This is a genomic window from Rhizobium giardinii bv. giardinii H152, from assembly GCF_000379605.1.
Lineage (GTDB): Bacteria > Pseudomonadota > Alphaproteobacteria > Rhizobiales > Rhizobiaceae > Pararhizobium > Pararhizobium giardinii.
This window is the reverse complement of sequence record NZ_KB902613.1, coordinates 145353-165575: the sequence shown is the minus strand read 5'-3', so window position 1 is coordinate 165575 and position 20223 is coordinate 145353. Positions and strand designations below refer to the sequence as shown.

Below are 20223 nucleotides of genomic sequence, written 5' to 3'. Positions count from 1 at the left end.
CGGACATAAAGTGATAGCGTCCCAAATCATGCAAAATCCCCCGACAAACACGCCCAAAATCGACGAAACCGACGGCGATCTCCCTGGTATGGTCGATATCGGTAGCGAAATGGGCGACTCAGTCCCCGCCACGCAGCCGATACCGCGTGTCCCGGCGCGGCTGGAAGCGCTGGTCGAGACGGCGACGGCCTATGCCAACGCCGCCAGTTCCGAAAACACCCGCGACGCCTATGCCAAGGACTGGCGGCATTTTACCGCCTGGTGCCGCCGCGAAGGTTTTGAGCCCACGCCGCCGTCAAGCCAGGTCATCGGCCTCTACATCGGCGCTTGTGCCTCAGGTAGTGTCATCGACACCACTGCTGGCGGTCCGAAACGCAGTACCCCTGCCCTCTCGGTCGCAACGATCGAGCGACGTCTCTCCGGCCTCGCCTGGAACTTTACCCAGCGCGGCGTGCCGATGGATCGCTCCGACCGGCATATTGCCACGGTGCTCGCCGGCATACGCCGCAAGCACGCAAAGCCGCCGCGGCAGAAGGAGGCCGTGCTTGGCGACGACATCAAGGCGATGGTCAACACGCTTGGCCATGATCTGAGGGGCCTGCGCGACCGGGCCATCCTGCTCCTGGGTTTTTCGGGCGGCCTGCGCCGCTCCGAGATCGTCGGTCTCGATATCGTCCGCGACGACAAGAGCGACGGCCATGGCTGGATCGAGATTTTTCCCGACCAAGGCGTCCTGGTGACGCTGCGCGGCAAAACCGGATGGCGCGAGGTCGAGGTCGGCCGCGGCGCCTCCAGCGAGACCTGCCCGGTTGCTGCCCTCGAGAGCTGGATCCGCTTCGGCCGGATTGCGCGCGGCCCCCTCTTTCGCCGCATCTTCAAGGACAACAAGACGGTCGACGTCGAGCGGCTTTCGGACAAGCATGTCGCCCGTCTGGTCAAGCAGACCGCACTCGCCGCCGGCGTTCGTTCCGATCTTCCGGAAGGCGAACGTGCGTTGCTGTTCTCAGGTCACTCGCTGCGCGCCGGCCTTGCATCCTCGGCCGATATTGAGGAGCGGTATGTTCAGAAACAGCTGGGGCACGCCTCGGCCGAGATGACGCGCAAGTATCAGCGGCGGCGCGACCGCTTCCGCACCAATCTGACAAAGGCATCGGGGCTTTAAGAGGCCCCTCCCCTCGCCCGATCAGTTGGACACAATTGCCCCAGTGCTGCCGATCGATCGGCGCGATCAGTTCCCCGAGCTGTTGACCGACCAGGACGTCGAAACCCTAAAACACCTCGTCAACGGCGGCATGGGGAAAAACACGCTCCGCGCGTTTGCCTCCGACCTCGCCTACATCGAGGCATGGGCGCTTTCGGCGACGGGCGCTACCCTGCCCTGGCCGGCGCCCGAGGCGTTGCTCCTGAAATTCGTCGCCCATCACCTTTGGGATCCGGCCAAGCGCGAGGTCGACAGTGATCACGGCATGCCGGCCGACGTCGATCAGACTTTGCGCGCCGCCGGCTTGCTCAAGGCGACTGGGCCGCACGCGTCGGGTGCACGGTGCGCCGGCGGCTGCCCAATTGGTCGACGCTGACAAAGTGGCGGGGGCTCGACGGCGACTTCGCCTCCCCTGCCCTCAAGTCGGCGATCCGCCCGGCCGTCCACGACGAGAAAAAGCGCCAAGGCCGTGACTGGCGCCGTCCTCGCCAGACTGCTCGCCACCTGTAGGACCGCCTTCGCGATCGGCGCGACCGGGCGCTGCTGATGGTTGCCCTTGCCTCCGGTGGCCGCCGCCGCAGCGAAGTCGCCGGCCTACACAAGGAGCAGTTGAAGGCCAAGATCCGGTTGTCGACGAGTGCGGCACGCCCCTTCCGTCTTGATCCATTCACCTCGGCCGCACCAAAACCAGCGGCGCCGATCACGAGGAAATCGTCTACCTCACCGGCCGGCCGGTCGGGGCGCTGAACGCCTGGCTCTAGGCGGCGAACATCGATAGCGGCAGTATGTGCCTGGCCATTCATCGCTGGGGGAATGTATCGCGGCGGGCGCTCGATCCGCAGGCGGTGAATGCCATCCTGAAGCAACGGGCGACGGAGGCCGGGCTGGAGGCGCGGGAGTTTTCGGCGCACGGCCTTCGCTCCGGCTATCTGACCGAGGCCGCCAATCGCGGCATTCCCCTACCCGAAGCGATGGAGCGGTCGCGGCATCGATCCGTGCAGCACGCGTCAAGCTACTATAACAGTGCGGCACGGCGAAGTGGCAAGGCCGCCCGGATGCTCTGAAGACCGCGCTAGACGATATTGAAGAGGATTACGGACAGGGTATTCATCGGAGGGCTTGATTCCGAGCCGCCGCTGAGTAGCGTAGCTGTCCTCTACGCTCGAAATATGCCAACCAGGACTTCAAATGGCCCCCTCAAACTTGCAACGGCTTGGACTGGTGGACCATGGGCCCGTCGCCGAGAAGTTGGCCATCCTTGTGGGACCCAACGGTTCTGGAAAGAGCCGCTTCCTCCGCGAACTCGCGGTCCAGATCCGCGGTGATCGGGATCTAGCGATCATTTCGAACACCGCGCATGATCGCTTTTCGGGCTTGCGTGGGTTGAAGCGTATCTCGGCCGGGAGAGGCAGCAGGTCTCCAAAGAGCATCGTTAAGCGCGCGATTGGAAGGACTATCAACCAACATGACTCGCGATTTTATCAGATTGGAGCGATCCTTGAATACTGCGGTTACCGGCCACGTTTCGGGTTCCTCGTCGATTCAGACCCGTACACGGCATATTTAGACCCAGCAGATTTCCTGTTCGATCCAAACGACTACGACGCTGTCGTCGCATTCTTGCGTCGGCATAACCCGGAGGAAATTCTTTGGATTGACCAAGGGGAATCAGCATTGTCGTTTTCATTGGGACGAGAATTCGGAGCTATCCTCCGCAGCGAGGATAGCCTTCGACGGCTTGGACGCATCCGCGGAATTCAGGTCTTCCTGGAGCGGCACGACGGCGAAGTCATTGAGCTTCTCAACGCCAGTTCGGGGGAACTGGCACTGATTTCCTCCCTCGTATTCTTGATCAGTTCCATCGGCCAGGACCCGGTCATTCTTATTGACGAGCCAGAGAACAGCCTTCATCCCCGATGGCAGCGGGAGTACCTCGAGAAGATCGTCGCTGCAGTCTCTTACCGTAACGCGACTATTGTCGTCGCGACCCACGCTCCATTGATCGTCGTTGGTGCTCTTGGAGCGTTGCCCGATATTGTCTCTGTGTTTCAAATTCAGAATGGCGAGCCGTCCGCAGTTGACCTGAAGGAGGCCAAGGCCTCCGCAGCCAACGTGGAAGGAGTTCTTTGGCGGGCTTTTGATGTGATCACGCCAGCAAGCCATTTCGTAAGTGAGGAGATGGTAGGTGTCGTTACGCGGGTGGAACGCGGTGAAATTACCCGCGATAGCGCTATTGCGCTTGTCAACGATATGGCGATCAAGAGCTTCGATGAAAAACAACGGAAGTTTTTCAAAGCGGTTGAAGACCTGATCGGGCAGGTCGATCAACAGCGGCGCGGAGTCGACAAGAGCGATGGTTGACCGCTATTTGCCGGCCCTTGACGATTTTCAGCTGAGTACGGAAGAAGCTGCAGCGGTCGAGAAGGCCTTGCAAACAGAAAAGCCCTGGGACTGGAAGTCCGAGGACGAGAACGAACTGCAGGCGCTCAAAAACGCGAAGGACAAGATCCTCGCCTATCACCTCGCGCGCCATGGCGGAAATTGCTGTTATTGCCGCCTGAACCTCAATGGGGCAGGCCCGTATATGACCGATCGCGAGCACATCCTTCCCAAGGGAAAGCCGGTCTACAAGCCATTCAGCTATGCGATGTGGAATCTCGCAGGTGCATGCAAGCGCTGCAACATGCAGTTCAAGCGCAGTGGGGACGGCTTTGTCGTCGATGCGGATGATTCAACCAAATTTCAAGATAGCGAGAACTATCGGTTTGTGCACCCGAACTTCGATGCCTACGGTGAGCACCTGATACGGCTCGAGGCACAGGTTGACACCAAGAACATCGTTGTATTCGTCAAAAAGGTTGGGAGTGAAAAGGCGATCTACACCGATGATTTCTTCGCCTTGCATGAACTGCAGGTCGACAGTTTCGACAAAGCGCAGGGCCTTGAAGGGGAAAGCCTTGAAACGGAACTGGCGGCCAAGGTCCGTACGCTTGCCAAGCAATTCGATCAGTAGCTGGGATTTGAATTGCCCTGAGACAGCTTCACGGGGCTGGCATCCCGCTGAAGTGAGTTCCCGTCTACCCGGAGATAAGAACTCGCTCAACAGAATACCGTACAGAAACCCCATATTTTTCAGTTGTTTAGGACGGTGGTCAGCTGACCACCAGAAAAGCGCGCCTTCGGTGCCCCTGCACTGACGGGTATGACTGTGAGGTTGACTCGTTCAGCAAGGATCATCAGCCTCCCCCAGGTCCCTATCATGGCTGAAGGCGGAGAGGGTGGGCCCCGGCGCTTGACGGCGGGCAGTCGGATCGGTAACACCCTTCAATTGCATCTCCGTACTGGAGCGGCCCACCATCCCTAAGCCCGTCCAAGAGGTCATGGACAGCCTCATGCGTTCCGCCGCCGATCTCCGCCAGTTCGCACCGGCCGGTGCTGCTGGTGCCAGCGCAGGCGCTTGCCGATCGGGCGCGGCGAAACCCGTGTTCTCAATCACACCACACGCGGCTCACCAGCCTGCGACCAGAAGAGCTAGAACGACTTGGCCCGCATAATCCGTGGGTTTTCAGGTTCTTAGAACTGTGGTCAGCTGACCACCATGAAAATTGCCTTCGCCGCTTCCACGCGCCGCTCCACCCGAATCGGATCTCGAGGCCAAGCTCGGAGCCTATCCAGCCTGCAAACTCCCCTGCCCGTTTGCTCTCAACAACGCCATTATCATGGGGCCTAGGGAAAACTCTCCTCGTTCCGTGCGCCTCGTAAGATCCCGCAGATAGCCGCCAGCCGAGTTGATGAAGTTCGCACGCTCCAAGATGCAAGCGACCGCCGCGGCCGCATTTTCCGGCCCCATAGCGTCGGAGGCCTCCTGATAGGCGGAGGGGCTTACCTTCAGCATCGATCGAACGACCACCGCGGCCGACATCAAATCGCGCCAGTTCCCGATTGCGCCGCCCGGTCCATAGTCCGATATCGTCGGGCATGCCTTCAACACCACACCCAGCGGGAACGCCTTTATCGGCTCACTCTTCGACCGGCGCATTTCGCTCGGCCTCGCTCCCAGCTCTTTTCCGGAGCTCGGTTCAAGTTCATAGATGGATTCGGGATTTGAATTCTGTATGTGCTGCTCACTATGAGCGTCATTGGTGCTACTATTTTTGGATTCTTCCTGAATTTCCAATCGAGTGACTATCTCCTCGCGAAGCATCCCCATTTCCTCAAGGATCGTCGCAACGTCGGCAAGCGTCGGAACGCGCGGAATTCGGCTCACAAGCCCCACATAGATGTCCTCGATCGCTTGCCAATCGCCTTCGGCGCCCTCCTCCATAGCGGCCGTGATCAGCTTCCGGACGTCGCGACGGCAGATCGTCAGGCTTTCTTTCGCCTTCCTAAACGCCGCTCTGTTGGCCATTACTTGCTGCGCCATCATCGCCAGTTCCTCGGACCGTGCCAGGAGCGGCGACAAGTCGAAGCCGAAGGCGCTCTCGATCAGGCCGTCGCCGTCCTTACGGGCGTAGCGCTTTCCATTGGCGCTATCCTTCCGGACGATTAGGCCGGCTTCCACCAGGATGGCGATGTGTCTACGCAAAGTCGCGCCCGCCATCGCATGGGCTCGAAGTGCAAGCTGAGCATTCGAGGGGAAGACGATCAGTTGTGCGTCCTGCCGCAACTCATTCTCGGGATAGAAACTCAAGAGCGCATCAAGAACCGCGAGGCTGTTGGACTGAATCCCGAGCAGTTCCATGGCCGCGGAAGCATCCCTGAATACCTTCCACTTGTCCGCAGTCTTGCCTTGTTTGATATCGGCCAAGGCCGCCTGGCGCCGCACGAGCGCAAGCGTCATCGGCCGCCGCCCGAATGGCGTCGTCACACTTCCCGTCTGCATCGTCTTTCACCTTTCAGCAGGCAAAAGAAATCCGCTCACCAAAACGGCGCCAAAGACTCTTGACGAAGATTCGAGGAAATGCGATTCTGTTCGTGCTAAAGAGACAGAAGGGCTTCCGCGACGGCAACGTTGAGGGGGCTCTTTTCTTTTGCGGGTTAGTCTCCTTGATTGCGTTGAATCTTGGCGCGGTACTCTTGGTAAAGCCCCGGCAGATGTTCGAGTACGAAGGCCGCAAAGTCGGGCGTCGCCTTCCTGTCGATAGTGATCTCCAGCTTGCTCTTGCTCTGTGTCACCTGCGCAAGTCTGTCGCCATCCGGGGTCGACATAACGTCCGGAAGCCCACGCGCGATCCGACGCGGCTTCAGGTGGCCGATCACCGCCTTGAATCGGTCTGCCGATGGCAGCGTCTGTACCTCTGCCGAGGTCGCAAATTTGATCGCATCCGATGCGGAAGCTGCCTTCTCGACGAGTTCTGCCAGTTGTTGCCAGCTTGGGCGTCCAACTCCTGGAGCGGCGCCAATAGCATCGATCAGTTCGGCGGGGAGGGCGTCGACAAGCAGGAGCATCTTCGACAGATTGCTCTTGTCGATCGACATGGCAGCGATGACGATCTCTCGTGAAAACTGCTTGTTCAGTCGATGCGCGAACCGCGCCTTTTCGATGAAAGTAAGATCTTCCCGCTCATTGTTTTCCTGACCCTGGGCTACGACAAGTTGCTCGTCCGTCAGTTCGCGAACGACTGCCTTTACAGGAAGGCCAAGATCCGAAACGGCGCGCAGCCGACGGTGGCCAAAGGCAACCTGATATCGGCCGGGCTGGTCGGGATGAGGCCTTACGAGGATCGGGACCTGCTGCCCTTGCTCGCGAATCGAAACAGCGAGGCCGTCGATGTCCCCTTGCATGCGATCCTGCACGAAGGATGGCTCGATGGACGAGGCGTCCAGTTCCACCACAGCCTGGCCTTCGGCAAGACGCCGCTCAATCTCCTCCGCACGGCCAAGACGGTCGTTCTGCTCGCGCAGTGCGTTGCCGATATTCGCGGTCAGCTTCGTTGATGGGTCGCGCTCTTTCCTTACTACGCCGAGAAGCGGCATGGAGCGGTTCTTTGCCGTCCGGTTCTCTGCTGATGACGTATCGGGTGCGTCTGTAGAGACTCCGAGGATGTGCTTGCGGCTCATGTCGGTCTACCCCATGCTTTTTTGATCAGGCTTTCGATCTCGTCGTTGACGGCATTCATGGCCTCCAATGCTCGATCGTAGGTCGACCGCGTAAACTGGCTGCGTTCGACTTCGAAAAGGGTCTGGTTGGTCAGGCCGGCGTCCGAAACCGCTGTTGTTTTGAGCATCGGGAAATTCAGGACATTCTCACCAAAGATCGACCGCAGATAGCCGACCATCTGGTTTTGCGGTCCATCGCTTGGTTCGAAACGGGTTATCAGGTAGCGCATCCAATTGAACTTGAACTGCGCGCCGGCGTTTTCGATTTCCCGCAGGAGGTTCGATGTCATGGCCAGGAACTGGTTCATCGACATCACGTCTAGCATTTGCGGATGCACGGTGACCAGGATGGACGTTGCCGCCGTCAGAGCCGACAGCGTGAGGTAGCCTAGCTGGGGAGGGCAATCGATGACGACGACGTCATAGTTATCAGCGATGTCTTCGATGACTTGACTGATCCGACCGTAAAAGAGCGTGTCGCCTTCCTTCCGCTTCATCAGCGCACGCGGCGTGTCGTGCTCGAATTCCATCAATTCGAGGTTACCGGGGATCAGGTGGAGATCGGGAATGTAGGTCCCTCTGACGACTTGCTCGATCGGTACCTGCTCCTCGTCATACCTGATGGCACCGTAAAGCGTTTCGTTCGGGCCCACGTCCGTTTCCGGTTGACTGCCGAAGAGGGCGGAAAGGCTTGCCTGAGGATCGAGATCGATTGCCAGGATTCGGTAGCCGCGCATTGCCAGGTACTGTGCGAGATGCGCGGCGGTGGTCGTCTTTCCCGACCCACCCTTGAAATTCATCACCGAGATAACCTGCAGCTGCTCACCGTCTCGCCGATGCGGCAAGTAGCGTCGGCTGCCACGGCCAACCTGGTCCATGTGCTTGCGGATTGCGTGAATGTCTTCAATCGAGAAAGTCCGCCGCCCCCCCGGGCTGATGCTGACATTCAGCTCCGGCATTTCCGAAGCGGTCTGCCTTAGATAAGACTCACCGACGCCCAGCAGCTTGGACGCCTCCGATGGCGCAAATGTTCGAATGCCTTTCTCGGAGGTCGGAGGGAAGACCTTGAGATGATGTGCTTGAAGTTGACTGGAGAGGGCGTCGGCATGACGCTCCATCAATGCGGTCAACCCTTCAAATACGGGTGCTGCTTTCGCGGCGGTCTTCGCCATCTCAAAACCCATTTCTTGCCAGTGGCGATATTTTTCGCGAAACCGAGAAAGTTCCGCCAGTGACAATAAGCTTCGATTCTGGTCGGTGAGCAAGATCTTTTTGGTTAACAAGAAGTTAACGCGATCGCTGCAAATTCTCCGCGAATTCAGATTCATTCATACACTTCCGCAACTTAGATCGACCTTCTGTTCTCCCGGCCTCGATCCGGAAAATCAGATCTGCATTCCTCATCCACACCTTTGATGACCGTTTTGGCGGCACTAAACCCCGATTCGGTGGAATCGCCGAGGTGCAAAATTGCACGTAGCCACGGCCGAGTCGTGATGATTGATAGATGCGCAATTCGATTCACAACGGAGTGGAACATGCGCATTCTCGTCGTTTCGCCAGACCTTTATGAGCGCCATTACGGGCTGCTGACGCAGATGCACCGCCTGCGGGCCCAGGTCTTCGGCTCCCGCCTGGGTTGGGACGTTGAGATCGCGGCCGACGAGGAACGCGACGAATATGACGGCCTCGGGCCAACCTACATCCTGGCGCTCGATGCGACTGATCGGGTCGCGGGCTGCGCCCGTCTTCTGCCCGCGTCCGGTCCGACCATGGTCGAACAGACCTTCCCGAAGCTGCTGGCAGATGGCTCGCTCTTCGGACATGCGGATATGGTGGAGAGCTCGCGCTTTTGCGTCGACACCGCGCTCGAAGCGGGCAGGGGAGAGGGCCAACTGCATCTCGCAACGCTCACCATGTTTGCCGGCATCATCGAGTGGTCGATGGCGAGCGGCTACCGCGAAATCGTCACGGCGACCGATCTTCGTTTCGAGCGTATCCTGAAACGTGCCGGATGGCCGATGAAGCGCCTTGGCGAACCTGCCGCGATCGGCAACACAATGGCTGTCGCCGGCTGCCTGCCAGCCGACCGCTTGAGCTTCGAGCGCGTCCGCCCGGCGGGATATCGTTCCACTTTCGCACGGAACAACGGTGTCAGGAGCGCAGCGTGACCCAGCTGCGTTCCCATTCCCGTCTGGTCCGCAAGCTTCAGGACGCGCTCGGTGACGAGCTTTGCGTCGCGCTCGACGACGCGACCGTTGTCGAGATCATGCTGAACCCGGATGGAAGGTTGTTCATCGAGCGGCTTGGCCATGGCATCGCGCCGGCCGGCGAAATGACGTCGGCCGCCGCAGAGGTCGTGATCGGCAGCGTCGCCCATGCACTTCAATCCGAGGCGGACCACGAGCAGCCGATCATCTCCGGCGAGCTGCCGATCAGCGGTCACCGTTTCGAAGGCTTGCTCCCCCCAGTAGTGTCGGCGCCCACCTTCACGATCCGGCGCCGCGCCTCGCGGCTGATCCCACTCGATGACTACGTGAAGGCGAAGGTTATGACCGAAGCGCAGGCCTCGGTGCTCAGGACTGCGATCTCATCGCGCATGAACATCGTCATCTCGGGCGGCACGGGCTCCGGCAAGACGACGCTTGCGAATGCGGTCATCGCGGAGATCGTCGAGACGGCGCCCGAGGATCGGATGGTGATCCTCGAGGACACGGCCGAGATCCAGTGCAAAGCCGAGAACGCGGTCGCACTCCATACCAGTGACAGCGTCGACATGGCGCGGCTCCTCAAAAGCACGATGCGTCTGCGTCCCGACAGGATCATCGTCGGCGAAGTCCGCGACGGCGCCGCTCTCACGCTGCTCAAGGCCTGGAACACCGGTCATCCGGGCGGCGTCACCACCGTTCACTCCAATACGGCGATGTCCGCGCTTCGCCGCCTCGAGCAGCTCACGGCCGAAGCCAGCCCGCAGCCCATGCGCGAGGTGATCGGCGAAGCCGTCGACCTAGTCGTCTCGATCGAGCGGACCGGGCGCGGCCGGCGTGTCCGCGACGTCATCCACGTCGAGGGCTTCACGGGCTCGACCTATCAAACCGAACACTATGCCCAGATCGATGAGGACAGTCATGCAGCGTAAACGTCATCACCTACTGCTCGGCAGCGCGGTTGCTCTCGCGGCGGCGATTGTACTGACCTCACCGGCACTGGCGTCAACCGGCGGCGGCGGCCTGCCGTGGGAGTCACCGCTACAGCAGATCCAGCAATCGATCACCGGTCCAGTGGCTGGCTTCATTGCGCTGGCCGCGGTGGCGATCGCCGGCGGGATGCTGATCTTTGGCGGCGAGCTCAACGACTTTGCCAGACGGCTTTGCTACATCGCCCTGGTCGGGGGTGTCCTGCTCGGCGCAACCCAGATCGTCGGTCTGTTCGGCGCCACCGGCGCCACGGTCGGCAGCATCGCGCCACAGACCAGGCATCACACCATCGAGCTGGCGCAATTCTCGCCGCGGAAAGGGGAGGGGGCTCATGGCTGAGTCCGGCTCCAACCTTGTGCGCTCACGGATCCACCGTGCACTATCGCGGCCCAATCTTTTGATGGGCGCCGATCGCGAGCTGGTGCTCTTGAGCGGACTTGCGGCGATCATCCTGATCTTCGTCGTGCTCACCTGGTATGCGGCAATCTTCGGGCTGGCGCTCTGGCTCGTGGCAATCGCAGCCCTTCGCATGATGGCGAAATCCGACCCGCTCATGCGCCGGGTCTATCTCCGGCACGTCTCCTACAGATCCGCATACAGGGCAACCTCGACGCCCTGGCGACGCTACTGAGGGTCGCGCCATGGTTGCTCTCAAACGCTTCCGGCAGTCCGGCCCCTCGTTTGCCGATCTCGTTCCCTATGCCGGTCTGGTCGACAATGGCATCATGCTGCTCAAGGACGGCAGCCTGATGGCCGGCTGGTATTTCGCGGGGCCGGATAGCGAGAGTTCCACCCACACCGAGCGCAACGAAGTCAGCCGGCAAATCAACGCGATCCTGTCGCGCCTCGGTTCGGGCTGGATGATCCAGGTCGAAGCAGCGCGGGTGCCGACAACAGACTACCCGGATGAAGCCGACTGCCATTTCCCCGATCCAGCCACGCGCGCCATCGACGCGGAGCGGCGGGCGCATTTCGGGCGGGAGCGGGGACATTTCGAGAGCCGGCACGCACTGATCCTGACCTGGCGGCCGCCGGAACCGCGACGCTCGGGTTTGACGCGCTACGTCTATGCCGATGCCGGCTCCCGCTCGGCGACCTATGCCGATAGCGCGCTCGATTCCTTCCGCAGCTCAATCCGTGAAGTCGAGCAATATCTCGCCAACGTCGTGACGATCCGCCGGATGCGGACTGAGGAGGCGCAAGAGCGCGGCGGTTTTCGGGTGGCGCGCTACGACGAACTCTTCCAGTTCATCCGCTTCTGCGTCACCGGCGAGAACCACCCGGTGCGCCTGCCCGAAATCCCCATGTATCTCGACTGGCTGGTGACGGCAGAGCTTCAGCACGGCCTGACGCCGACGGTCGAGAACCGTTTTCTCGGCGTCGTGGCGATCGACGGCCTGCCGGCCGAGAGCTGGCCGGGCATTCTCAACGCCCTTGATCTCATGCCGCTCACCTATCGTTGGTCGAGCCGCTTCGTCTTCCTCGACGAACAGGAAGCGCGGGCGCGGCTCGAGCGCACACGCAAGAAATGGCAGCAGAAGGTCAGGCCGTTCTTCGACCAGCTGTTCCAGACGCAAAGCCGCTCGCTCGATCAGGACGCCATGATGATGGTGGCGGAATCCGAGGACGCGATCGCGGAAGCGGCCTCGCAACTTGTGTCCTATGGCTACTATACGCCCGTCATCGTCCTCTTTGACGATGAGCAGCCGCGCCTTCAGGAAAAGTGCGAGGCGATCCGCCGGCTGATCCAGGCTGAAGGCTTTGGCGCCCGGATCGAGACGCTCAATGCAACAGATGCCTTCCTCGGCAGCCTGCCCGGTGTTTCCTACGCCAATATCCGCGAGCCGCTGATCAACACCCGCAATCTCGCCGACCTCGTACCGCTGAACTCGGTCTGGTCCGGCAGCCCGGTGGCGCCATGCCCGTTCTATCCATCCGGTTCGCCGCCACTGATGCAGGTCGCCAGCGGCTCGACACCGTTCCGATTGAACCTGCATGTCGACGACGTCGGACATACGCTGATCTTCGGCCCCACGGGCTCGGGCAAGTCGACGCTGCTGGCGCTGATCGCTGCGCAGTTTCGACGTTACCGAGACGCGCAGCTTTTTGCCTTTGACAAGGGGCGATCCATGCTGCCGCTGACATCAGCCGTCGGCGGCGACCACTACGAGATCGGCGGCGATGCGAGCGGGGAAGGGGAGGGGAGGCGGCTCGCCTTCTGCCCGCTCGCGGGACTGGCGACCGATGGCGATCGCGCCTGGGCGACAGAATGGCTGGAGACGCTGGTCGCGCTGCAGGGGGTCACGGTGACGCCCGACCACCGCAATGCGATCTCGAAGCAGATCGCTTTGATGGCGCAGTCACGCGGCCGGTCGCTGTCGGATTTCGTCAGCGGCGTGCAGATGCGCGAGATCAAGGATGCGCTCCATCATTACACTGTCGACGGGCCGATGGGCCAGCTTCTCGATGCCGAGGAAGACGGCCTGACGCTTGGCGCATTCCAGTGCTTCGAGGTCGAAGAGCTCATGAACATGGGCGAGCGCAATCTGGTGCCGGTTCTGACCTACCTGTTTCGCCGGGTTGAGAAGCGCCTCACCGGCGCGCCCAGCCTGATCATCCTCGACGAAGCCTGGCTGATGCTCGGTCATCCCTTGTTCCGCGACAAGATCCGCGAATGGCTGAAGGTGCTGCGCAAGGCCAATTGCGCGGTGGTGCTCGCCACGCAGTCGATCTCTGATGCGGAGCGTTCCGGCATTATCGACGTGCTAAAGGAAAGCTGCCCGACGAAGATCTGCCTGCCGAACGGGGCGGCACGCGAGCCCGGCACGCGGGAGTTCTACGAACGGATCGGTTTCAACGAGCGGCAGATCGAGATCGTCGCGACCGCACTGCCGAAGCGCGAATATTACGTCGCCTCACCCGATGGACGCCGGCTCTTCGACATGGCGCTCGGGCCCGTGGCGCTCTCTTTCGTCGGAGCCTCCGGCAAGGAAGACCTGAAGCGCATCCGGGCGCTCCACGCCGAACACGGCGACAACTGGCCGCTTTTCTGGCTGCAACAAAGAGGGATTGCTCATGCGGAAACATATCTCGGAAAGGTCTGACCGGCGGCGCACTGTCACGGTACTTGCCATCGTGGCATCGATGGCGGTGCCTGCATCGGGCTCGGCCGGCGGCGTCACCGGCGAGGCGACGGAGTTCACCCAGCTCGCCAACAATGCCGAGCTCATCTCGCTGGTCGGCAAGTCTGCCGAGCAGGTGAACAATCAGATCACCCAGATCAACCAGCTGGCGGAGCAGATCCAGAACCAGCTGAAGATCTACGACAACATGTTGCAGAACACCGCGCAGCTGCCGGACCACATCTGGGGCCAGGTCGAAAGCGATCTTAACCGCCTGCAGAGCATCGTCGGGCAGGGGCAGGGCATCGCGTTCTCGATGGGCAATATCGACGACCAGCTCAAGCAGCGGTTCCAAAGCTACGCCGAGATGCAAAACAACCTGCCGACCCAGGCAAGCTTTTCCACCACCTACCAGTCCTGGTCCGACACTAACAGGGACACGATCGCGGGTACCCTGAAGGCAGCGAACCTGACGGCCGAGCAGTTTTCGAGCGAGGAATCGACCATGTCTTCGTTGCGTACGATGTCGGAAAGCGCTGACGGCCAGATGAAGGCTTTGCAGGTTGGCCATGAGATCGCCACCCAGGAAGTGGCGCAGATTCAGAAGCTGCGTGGTCTCGTCTCGCAGCAAATGACCATGATGGGCACCTGGTATCAGTCGGAACAGGCACAAAAGGATCTCGCCCAGGCACGGCGCGAGAAGTTCTTCAACGCGCCCCAGCACGATATCCGTGGCGGCCAGACGATGGAGCCACGCTGGTGAGCGCGCGTCTGATCATTGCCCTCGCACTGGCGGCGATCGTCGGCTTCGGCGCTGGCGTCGGCTGGACCCACTGGCAGATGTCCCCGGCTCAAGCGACTGGAGGCAATACCGTGCAGCCATCATCGGCCGATGCACGGCGCGAGCGCCGGGAAAAGTTCTTCGGCGGCGATACGGAGCGCAACATCCGCGGCGGGCAGGAGCTGAAACCGAGATGGTGATTGTCCGTCCGTCCCGCAAACTGGAGCTTGCCTTTGTCACTATCGGCATTCTGTTGCTGGCAAGCGCGCCGGCACTTGCCCAGCAGGGTCAGGTGCTGACCACGCTGGAAAACTCTGTCTCCACGGCCGTGAAAGGCTGGGAAACGACGATCACCAATGCGGCGCGATCGTTGTTCTGGATCCTGGCCGGGATAGAAGTCGGCATTGCGGCCGTATGGCTGGCGATCAATGCCGCCTCGCTTGATGCCTGGTTCGCCGAACTCGTGCGCCGCATCATGTTCATCGGCTTCTTCGCCTTCATCCTCGATCAGGGCCCGACAGTCGGCAAGGCAGTCGTGGACAGCCTCTATCAGATCGGCGCCGGCGGTGGGTCGGCGTCGCCAGCCAATATCTTCGACGCCGGTATTCGCGTGGCGTCAAAGATGTCCGAGCAGGCGAAGTTCGGACTGTGGGAAGACAATGCGCTGGCGATCGCTGCCGTCTTCGCCATGGTCGTGGTGGTCGTCGCCTTCAGCCTCGTCGCCGCGATCTTCGTCGCTGTCATGGTGGAAATGTATATCGGTCTGCTTGCCGGCATGATCATGCTCGGGCTCGGCGGCTCGTCCTATACCAAGGACTTTGCCATCCGCTATCTGGTCTATGCCTTCTCTGTCGGTATGAAGCTGATGGCGCTGGTGATGATCTCGAAGATCGGCTCGGACATCCTGCTGGGTCTTGCCGAGACGCCTTCCACCGACACCGACCAGTTCATTTCGACGCTGGCGATCGCCGGTATCTCCGTCGTCGTTTTTGTCATTGCTATGTATGTGCCGCCGATCATCCAGGGCGTGGTGCAGGGCGCCTCCGTCTCCGGCGGCATGGAGGCGATCCGTCACGGCGGACAGGCGGCGTCATTTGCGGCGGGCGGAGCGTTTCTTACCGGCGGCGCTGCCGGGGCGGGATTTGCGGCAGGGCAGTCAGCGCGGTCCGCGGGATCGTCGTTCGCGGGTGCTGCCCTGCGTGGGATGGGCGCCGGCATCTGGTCGGCGGGACAGGCCGCCGGCTCTGCGGCCAAGGAAAAGGCAATCGGGTCGCCAGGCGCCTATGCCGGCTCGCTGCTCGGTCTGGCGAACGCCAAGCTCGACGGACACCGTAGCGGCTCCAGCGGACGCACGCCCCCTCCCGAACGCCACGATCAATCGTAATCAGAGGACGGGAAGATGGCAGCCAATCGCGCCCCCGATAACCCCTATCTTGCCGCCCGCCAGGAATGGAATGAGCGCTACGGGTCCTATGTGAAGTCGGCCTCTGCCTGGCGCGTCGTCGGTATCACCGGCATGCTCATGGCGGTCGTCGGCTTTTCCTATGCGCTTTATCAGAGCACGCAAGTGAAGCTCGTCCCATACATCGTCGAGGTCGACAAGCTCGGAACGGCCGCGACAGCCGGCTTCCCGCAACAGATCGAATATGCCGACCCGCGCGTCGTGCGCGCCACCCTCGGCGGCTTCGTGTCGAACTTCCGCTCCGTGACGCCGGATGCGGTGGTCCAGAAACAATATATCGACCGGACCTATGCGCTGCTCAGGACTTCTGATCCCGCGACCGAGAAGGTCAATGCATGGTTTCGGTCGAGTTCGCCATTCGAGAAGGCGAAGAACGCGACCGTGGCCATCGAGGTCAACAATATCGTGGCGCTCTCCAATCAATCCTACCAGATCGACTGGACGGAGTTCGAGCGCGACCGGAAAGGCAAGGAGACCGCTCTTCGCCGCTTCCGCGGCATCGCCACGGTGACACTCACTCCGCCCCAGGACGAGGGCGTCATCCGCCTCAACCCGATCGGTCTTTATCTTAGGGATTTCGACTGGACTGCACAGCTTTGAAAGGCATGGCCACCTCATGAACACGACAATAAGGAACGGCCGCGCCGGACTGGCCCTGACATTGATATCTAGCTTGATCTTTGGAACCGCGTTCACTGCGAATGCGCTGGCTCAAGATGTCTCAGCCAACGAACGAAAGGGCATCGATATCTCCGGCAAGTGGCGTGGCACCCGCGGCCTCGTAACAAAAGGCGACGATGGAAAGATCATTTTCCTTTATGGCGAGGTGCAGCCTTCCGTCGTCTGCTCGCCGTTACAGGTCTGCGATATCGAGCTGCAGCCAGGTGAGGTGGTGCGGGATGTTCTGGTTGGCGATACCGTGCGCTGGAAGGTGGAGCCCGCGACATCGGGTGCAGCCGGCGGACAGGCGATCCATCTGATCGTCAAACCGTCCGAGCCGGGGCTTGTCACTTCGATGGTGGTCACCACTTCGCGGCGGACTTACCACATCCAGCTCAAATCCCATCCGACGCAATATATGGCGCGCGTCGGCTTTGAATACCCTGAGGACGTGTCGGCCAAGCTTGCCGACATCAATGCCAGGCTGGAGGCCAGCACCATTCCCGGCGCCAATGTGCCGGCCGAGCAGCTGAGCTTTTCCTATTCCGTTTCCGGCCGAGCCGGCTGGCGGCCGACGCGCGTCTATAGCGACGGGCAGAAGACCTACATCCAGTTCCCGCGCAGGATTTCCGGTCAGGACGCACCGGTGCTGTTCGTCGTTTCCGGCGGCCAGAACCGGATCGTCAATTACCGCATGAAGGACGACATGATGATCGTCGACTACAACGTCGACAAAGCCGTCCTGGTCTCCGGTGTCGGCTGGAAACAGGAGAAGGTGACGATCAGGCGGGGAGGGCGGTGATGAGAGCTGTTCCTGTTCGGTCGATCCGCCGGCTAGCCGCCGCCGGCCTCCTCGTCCTCCTCCTCTCCGGATGCCAGACCGTCGGCACCGAGGGCCTTGTCGCCAGCGATGCGCCGCCGGAGATTTCCGGGCCGGCGGCCAGCGCGATTGCCGGCGATATGGTCAGCCGCCTAGCCGAGCAGATCGGACCGGGCAAGGCGACGGTCCTCATCAAGCCCGATACCTCTCCGTTCGGGCAGGCATTAGAAGCGGCGCTCAAAGGCTGGGGTTATGCGGTCGTTACAGACCAGAAGCCCGATGCCAAAAAGGCTGTCGTCGCGCTCGCCTATGTGGTCGTGCCCTTCGAGGGACAGGTGCTGGCACGGTTGTCGACTCCCAATGTCGAGCTCGGACGTGCCTATACCGTCACTGCGAGTGGGGCGACCCCGGCAAGCGCGCTCTCGCTTCTCAAGCGCGGGTGAGGGAGAAAACGATGATACAATCGCTCAAGCTCGGTGGCGCCACGAACGATGAGGCGCAATCCGGCATGCGCCGGATCAACCGCCTGCCGATCATCATCGTCATCGTACTGGTGGTCACGTTCCTCGGAGTGATCTTCTATGGGCTCACCTCGCGCGGACTGTTCGTCAATAAAGACAGCGGCCTGGAGACGAGCCCAGGAACGCCCGCCTCGACCTTTGCCGACCAGATCAAGCGCGGTGTTACCGATGGCATCATCGGCGACACCGAGAGCCAAGTGACTTTTCAGCCAACGCCGGTCGAGAAGAAGGACGACAAAGCGGCCAATCCTTTCGCGACACAGCCGATCAAGGCGGAGGAGCAAAAGCAGGAGTTGGAACCGGAAGCTGCCTGGCGGGCGCGGCTGCAGCGTGAGCAACAGGAGCAGTATCTGCGCGAGCGGCAGCGCCAGAGAATGGCCCGCTTGCAGGCCAACGATGCCGCCCATGATGCACCACTTGCCATCGACCGCAGCAAGCTGGAGGCAAGCGCGAAAGCAAACGACCAAAGGACGGCTGAAACGAGCACGGCGTCATCGACGAATACGACGACGCCGGACCTTTATGCCGCCGCTTTGAAAAACGGCCTCCTCGGTCAAAATACCGATCAGAACGGACAGACCTCGAAGGAGGACTTCTTCAACAGCGATCTAAAGGACCTCGGCTACTTGCCGAACCGTGTCGTGCCGCAGCAATCGCTTTTTGAGCTGAAACGGGCCTCGGTGATCCCGGCAACCCTGATCACCGGCATCAATTCCGACCTTCCCGGCCGCATCACGGCGCAGGTGAGCCAGAACGTTTATGACAGCGCGACAGGTCACCGGCTGCTGATCCCGCAGGGTGCCAAACTGTTCGGCCGCTATGATAGCAAGGTGTCGTTCGGGCAAAGCCGCGTTCTGGTCGTCTGGACCGACCTGATTTTTCCGAATGGATCAACGCTGCAGATCGGCGGCATGGCTGGGACCGATGCCCAAGGCTATGGTGGCTTCAATGACAAGGTGAACAATCATTATTGGCGGACCTTCGGTTCCGCAGCATTGATTGCGCTGATCGGGACGGGCATCGATGCGTCGATGCCGCAAAGCTCGACCCTCGCCACGCAGGAGACCGCGTCCGATGCGGCGCGGCGGAATTTCGCGGAGAGTTTTGGTCGCGTCGCCGAGCAGACGATCAGCAAAAACCTGAACGTTCAGCCCACCCTGGAGATTAGACCGGGTTATCGGTTCAACGTGCTAGTCGATCAGGATATTGTGTTTCCAAGTGAATACGGCAGGCTACCCTAAATCAGGTGGTATCATTTACATTTCCAAGGAGAAAGCACAGCGACCAGCCACGTGGTTGAACTCCACGCGGATTACACCGGTTCTGAACCGAGATCAACATTGGCGAGAGCATGCCCTTCATCCACTCCGGCGCCACGAGAAAGAAAAATGTACACGTTAAGGATGCCAATAGGCCCATTTCCTGACAACTTCCTCGTAGCACATCGGTGGAGAGGACGGTAAGAAGGGATTGAGCGAACTCTCGCAAAAAATCTTCCGAATGTCTTTCTCATATTGTTTCCAGTCAGATCCGGCCGAACGAATATGTTCAGGCTTGCGAGCCCCTGTAGCTCGATTTTAATGGCGCTACTTCTTCTTCATCGCCGTAATCAACAAAGCGTAGCAAGCTTGTGTAGATAATGTGACGTTGAAGGATGCCGCTCCCTCTGTCGTCATTTGTCTTGAACATCTCAGCCATTAAACGAACTTGGTTGATGAAGTTCGTAATTTCATTATCCCAATCAACGTGGGGAATTTTTTCGACCCACAACCTTGACGTACGGAAATACATCCGATCGATTAAAGTACGGAGCGAAGGATTCCGGACCCGTCCAAGAATCACATTGTGGAATCTAAGATTGATTTGCGCATATCCGAGGGAGGTTGGATTTTTCCTAAACTTCGTGAGCTCTTCGCAAATGTCCTCCAAATCCGAGATGTGGTTCTGCGTAGCAGGAAGAAGGCCCATCGAGCCTGCTAATTCTGCCAAATTCATGCGCAATTCGTACTCATCTCTAAGGGTTTGAATTTCAATGTAGGTGACGCGCGTTGCCGCGCCGTGATGCGTCTCAATGAGACCCTCCGCCTCAAGCTGCGCTAAAACGCTTCGGATTGGAGTGCGACTTACACCGAACTCCGATGCAAGAGCTGTCTCGCTCAGCGGACTCCCAGGAGGATAGATCAGAAAGCAGATGCGGCGCCTGATTTCGTCATGAATGATTTCAAATCGTTCAGCGGCGCTTAGCGCGCCCAAATTCAAAGAAAGTAAGTTTTCTTCCGGCATTTTCAGCACCCTAGGAAATGCAGACTCACTGGCATCGATCGTACGGCATCGCTTAGACGCTGGCCAGAACACACTCT

At 60.3% G+C, this 20223-nt stretch carries 19 protein-coding genes and 1 pseudogene; 16 read left to right on the top strand and 4 right to left on the bottom strand.

From position 1 onward, the window contains the following. The first annotated feature begins 28 nt into the window (after positions 1–28). The 4 genes and pseudogenes from A3AY_RS0110735 to A3AY_RS0110715 all read left to right on the top strand — a co-directional run bounded on the left by A3AY_RS0110735 (position 29) and on the right by A3AY_RS0110715 (position 4214). Positions 29–1162 carry a site-specific integrase gene (locus tag A3AY_RS0110735; protein ID WP_018325681.1) on the top strand — a complete coding sequence of 378 codons (1134 nt, stop codon included), beginning with the start codon at positions 29–31 and terminating at the stop codon, positions 1160–1162. Positions 1163–1187: 25 nt separating this feature from the next. Beyond that, positions 1188–2265 (top strand): annotated as a pseudogene (locus A3AY_RS35010) (tyrosine-type recombinase/integrase). Between the two features lie 124 nt (positions 2266–2389). Beyond that, positions 2390–3562 (top strand): ATP-binding protein, encoded by a 1173-nt coding sequence (locus A3AY_RS0110720; protein ID WP_018325680.1) that lies wholly within the window; start codon positions 2390–2392, stop codon positions 3560–3562. Further along, a complete protein-coding gene (locus A3AY_RS0110715; protein WP_018325679.1) occupies positions 3555–4214 on the top strand; it encodes an HNH endonuclease in 660 nt (219 codons plus the stop codon). The genes A3AY_RS0110720 and A3AY_RS0110715 overlap by 8 nt, the downstream gene beginning before the upstream one ends. Positions 4215–4868: 654 nt before the next feature. Here the strand turns inward: A3AY_RS0110715 and repC are convergent. The 3 genes from repC to repA form a co-directional block, all read right to left on the bottom strand. Then, on the bottom strand, positions 4869–6083 hold the full coding sequence (gene repC / locus A3AY_RS0110705; protein WP_026203311.1) for a plasmid replication protein RepC: 1215 nt from the start codon (positions 6081–6083) through the stop codon (positions 4869–4871). 155 nt (positions 6084–6238) lie between these two features. Then, positions 6239–7261 (bottom strand): plasmid partitioning protein RepB, encoded by a 1023-nt coding sequence (gene repB / locus A3AY_RS0110700; protein ID WP_026203310.1) that lies wholly within the window; start codon positions 7259–7261, stop codon positions 6239–6241. Beyond that, positions 7258–8472 (bottom strand): plasmid partitioning protein RepA, encoded by a 1215-nt coding sequence (gene repA / locus A3AY_RS0110695; protein WP_026203309.1) that lies wholly within the window; start codon positions 8470–8472, stop codon positions 7258–7260. Before repA ends, repB begins: the two co-directional genes overlap by 4 nt. A 366-nt stretch (positions 8473–8838) precedes the next feature. Between repA and traI the strand changes: the two genes are divergently transcribed. The 12 genes from traI (at position 8839) to trbI (ending at position 19104) form a co-directional block, all read left to right on the top strand. Then, positions 8839–9471, top strand: coding sequence for an acyl-homoserine-lactone synthase (gene traI, locus A3AY_RS0110690; protein ID WP_018325673.1), 633 nt, complete (start codon positions 8839–8841; stop codon positions 9469–9471). Continuing rightward, positions 9468–10439, top strand: a complete 972-nt coding sequence (trbB, locus tag A3AY_RS0110685) for a P-type conjugative transfer ATPase TrbB (RefSeq protein WP_018325672.1) — start codon at positions 9468–9470, stop codon at positions 10437–10439. Before traI ends, trbB begins: the two co-directional genes overlap by 4 nt. Then, positions 10429–10836 carry a conjugal transfer pilin TrbC gene (gene trbC, locus A3AY_RS0110680; RefSeq protein ID WP_018325671.1) on the top strand — a complete coding sequence of 136 codons (408 nt, stop codon included), beginning with the start codon at positions 10429–10431 and terminating at the stop codon, positions 10834–10836. Before trbB ends, trbC begins: the two co-directional genes overlap by 11 nt. Further along, complete coding sequence (locus tag A3AY_RS0110675) at positions 10829–11128, top strand: conjugal transfer protein TrbD (RefSeq protein ID WP_018325670.1); 300 nt, start codon at positions 10829–10831, stop codon at positions 11126–11128. The genes trbC and A3AY_RS0110675 overlap by 8 nt, the downstream gene beginning before the upstream one ends. 10 nt (positions 11129–11138) lie before the next feature. Continuing rightward, positions 11139–13601 carry a conjugal transfer protein TrbE gene (locus A3AY_RS0110670; RefSeq protein ID WP_018325669.1) on the top strand — a complete coding sequence of 821 codons (2463 nt, stop codon included), beginning with the start codon at positions 11139–11141 and terminating at the stop codon, positions 13599–13601. After that, on the top strand, positions 13573–14382 hold the full coding sequence (gene trbJ, locus A3AY_RS0110665; protein WP_085995023.1) for a P-type conjugative transfer protein TrbJ: 810 nt from the start codon (positions 13573–13575) through the stop codon (positions 14380–14382). Before A3AY_RS0110670 ends, trbJ begins: the two co-directional genes overlap by 29 nt. After that, positions 14379–14600 (top strand): entry exclusion protein TrbK, encoded by a 222-nt coding sequence (trbK, locus tag A3AY_RS0110660; RefSeq protein ID WP_018325667.1) that lies wholly within the window; start codon positions 14379–14381, stop codon positions 14598–14600. Before trbJ ends, trbK begins: the two co-directional genes overlap by 4 nt. After that, on the top strand, positions 14594–15784 hold the full coding sequence (trbL, locus tag A3AY_RS0110655; protein WP_018325666.1) for a P-type conjugative transfer protein TrbL: 1191 nt from the start codon (positions 14594–14596) through the stop codon (positions 15782–15784). Before trbK ends, trbL begins: the two co-directional genes overlap by 7 nt. A 15-nt stretch (positions 15785–15799) precedes the next feature. Then, complete coding sequence (locus A3AY_RS0110650) at positions 15800–16462, top strand: conjugal transfer protein TrbF (protein WP_018325665.1); 663 nt, start codon at positions 15800–15802, stop codon at positions 16460–16462. A gap of 73 nt (positions 16463–16535) precedes the next feature. Further along, a complete protein-coding gene (gene trbG, locus A3AY_RS0110645) occupies positions 16536–17324 on the top strand; it encodes a P-type conjugative transfer protein TrbG (RefSeq protein ID WP_018325664.1) in 789 nt (262 codons plus the stop codon). After that, complete coding sequence (gene trbH, locus A3AY_RS0110640) at positions 17324–17785, top strand: conjugal transfer protein TrbH (protein WP_018325663.1); 462 nt, start codon at positions 17324–17326, stop codon at positions 17783–17785. Before trbG ends, trbH begins: the two co-directional genes overlap by 1 nt. A gap of 11 nt (positions 17786–17796) precedes the next feature. Then, positions 17797–19104, top strand: coding sequence for an IncP-type conjugal transfer protein TrbI (trbI, locus tag A3AY_RS0110635; RefSeq protein ID WP_018325662.1), 1308 nt, complete (start codon positions 17797–17799; stop codon positions 19102–19104). Between the two features lie 307 nt (positions 19105–19411). On the opposite strand, the gene A3AY_RS37035 is transcribed toward trbI, so the two are convergent. After that, positions 19412–20146 carry a GntR family transcriptional regulator gene (locus tag A3AY_RS37035; RefSeq protein WP_083925944.1) on the bottom strand — a complete coding sequence of 245 codons (735 nt, stop codon included), beginning with the start codon at positions 20144–20146 and terminating at the stop codon, positions 19412–19414. Positions 20147–20223: the final 77 nt, after the last annotated feature.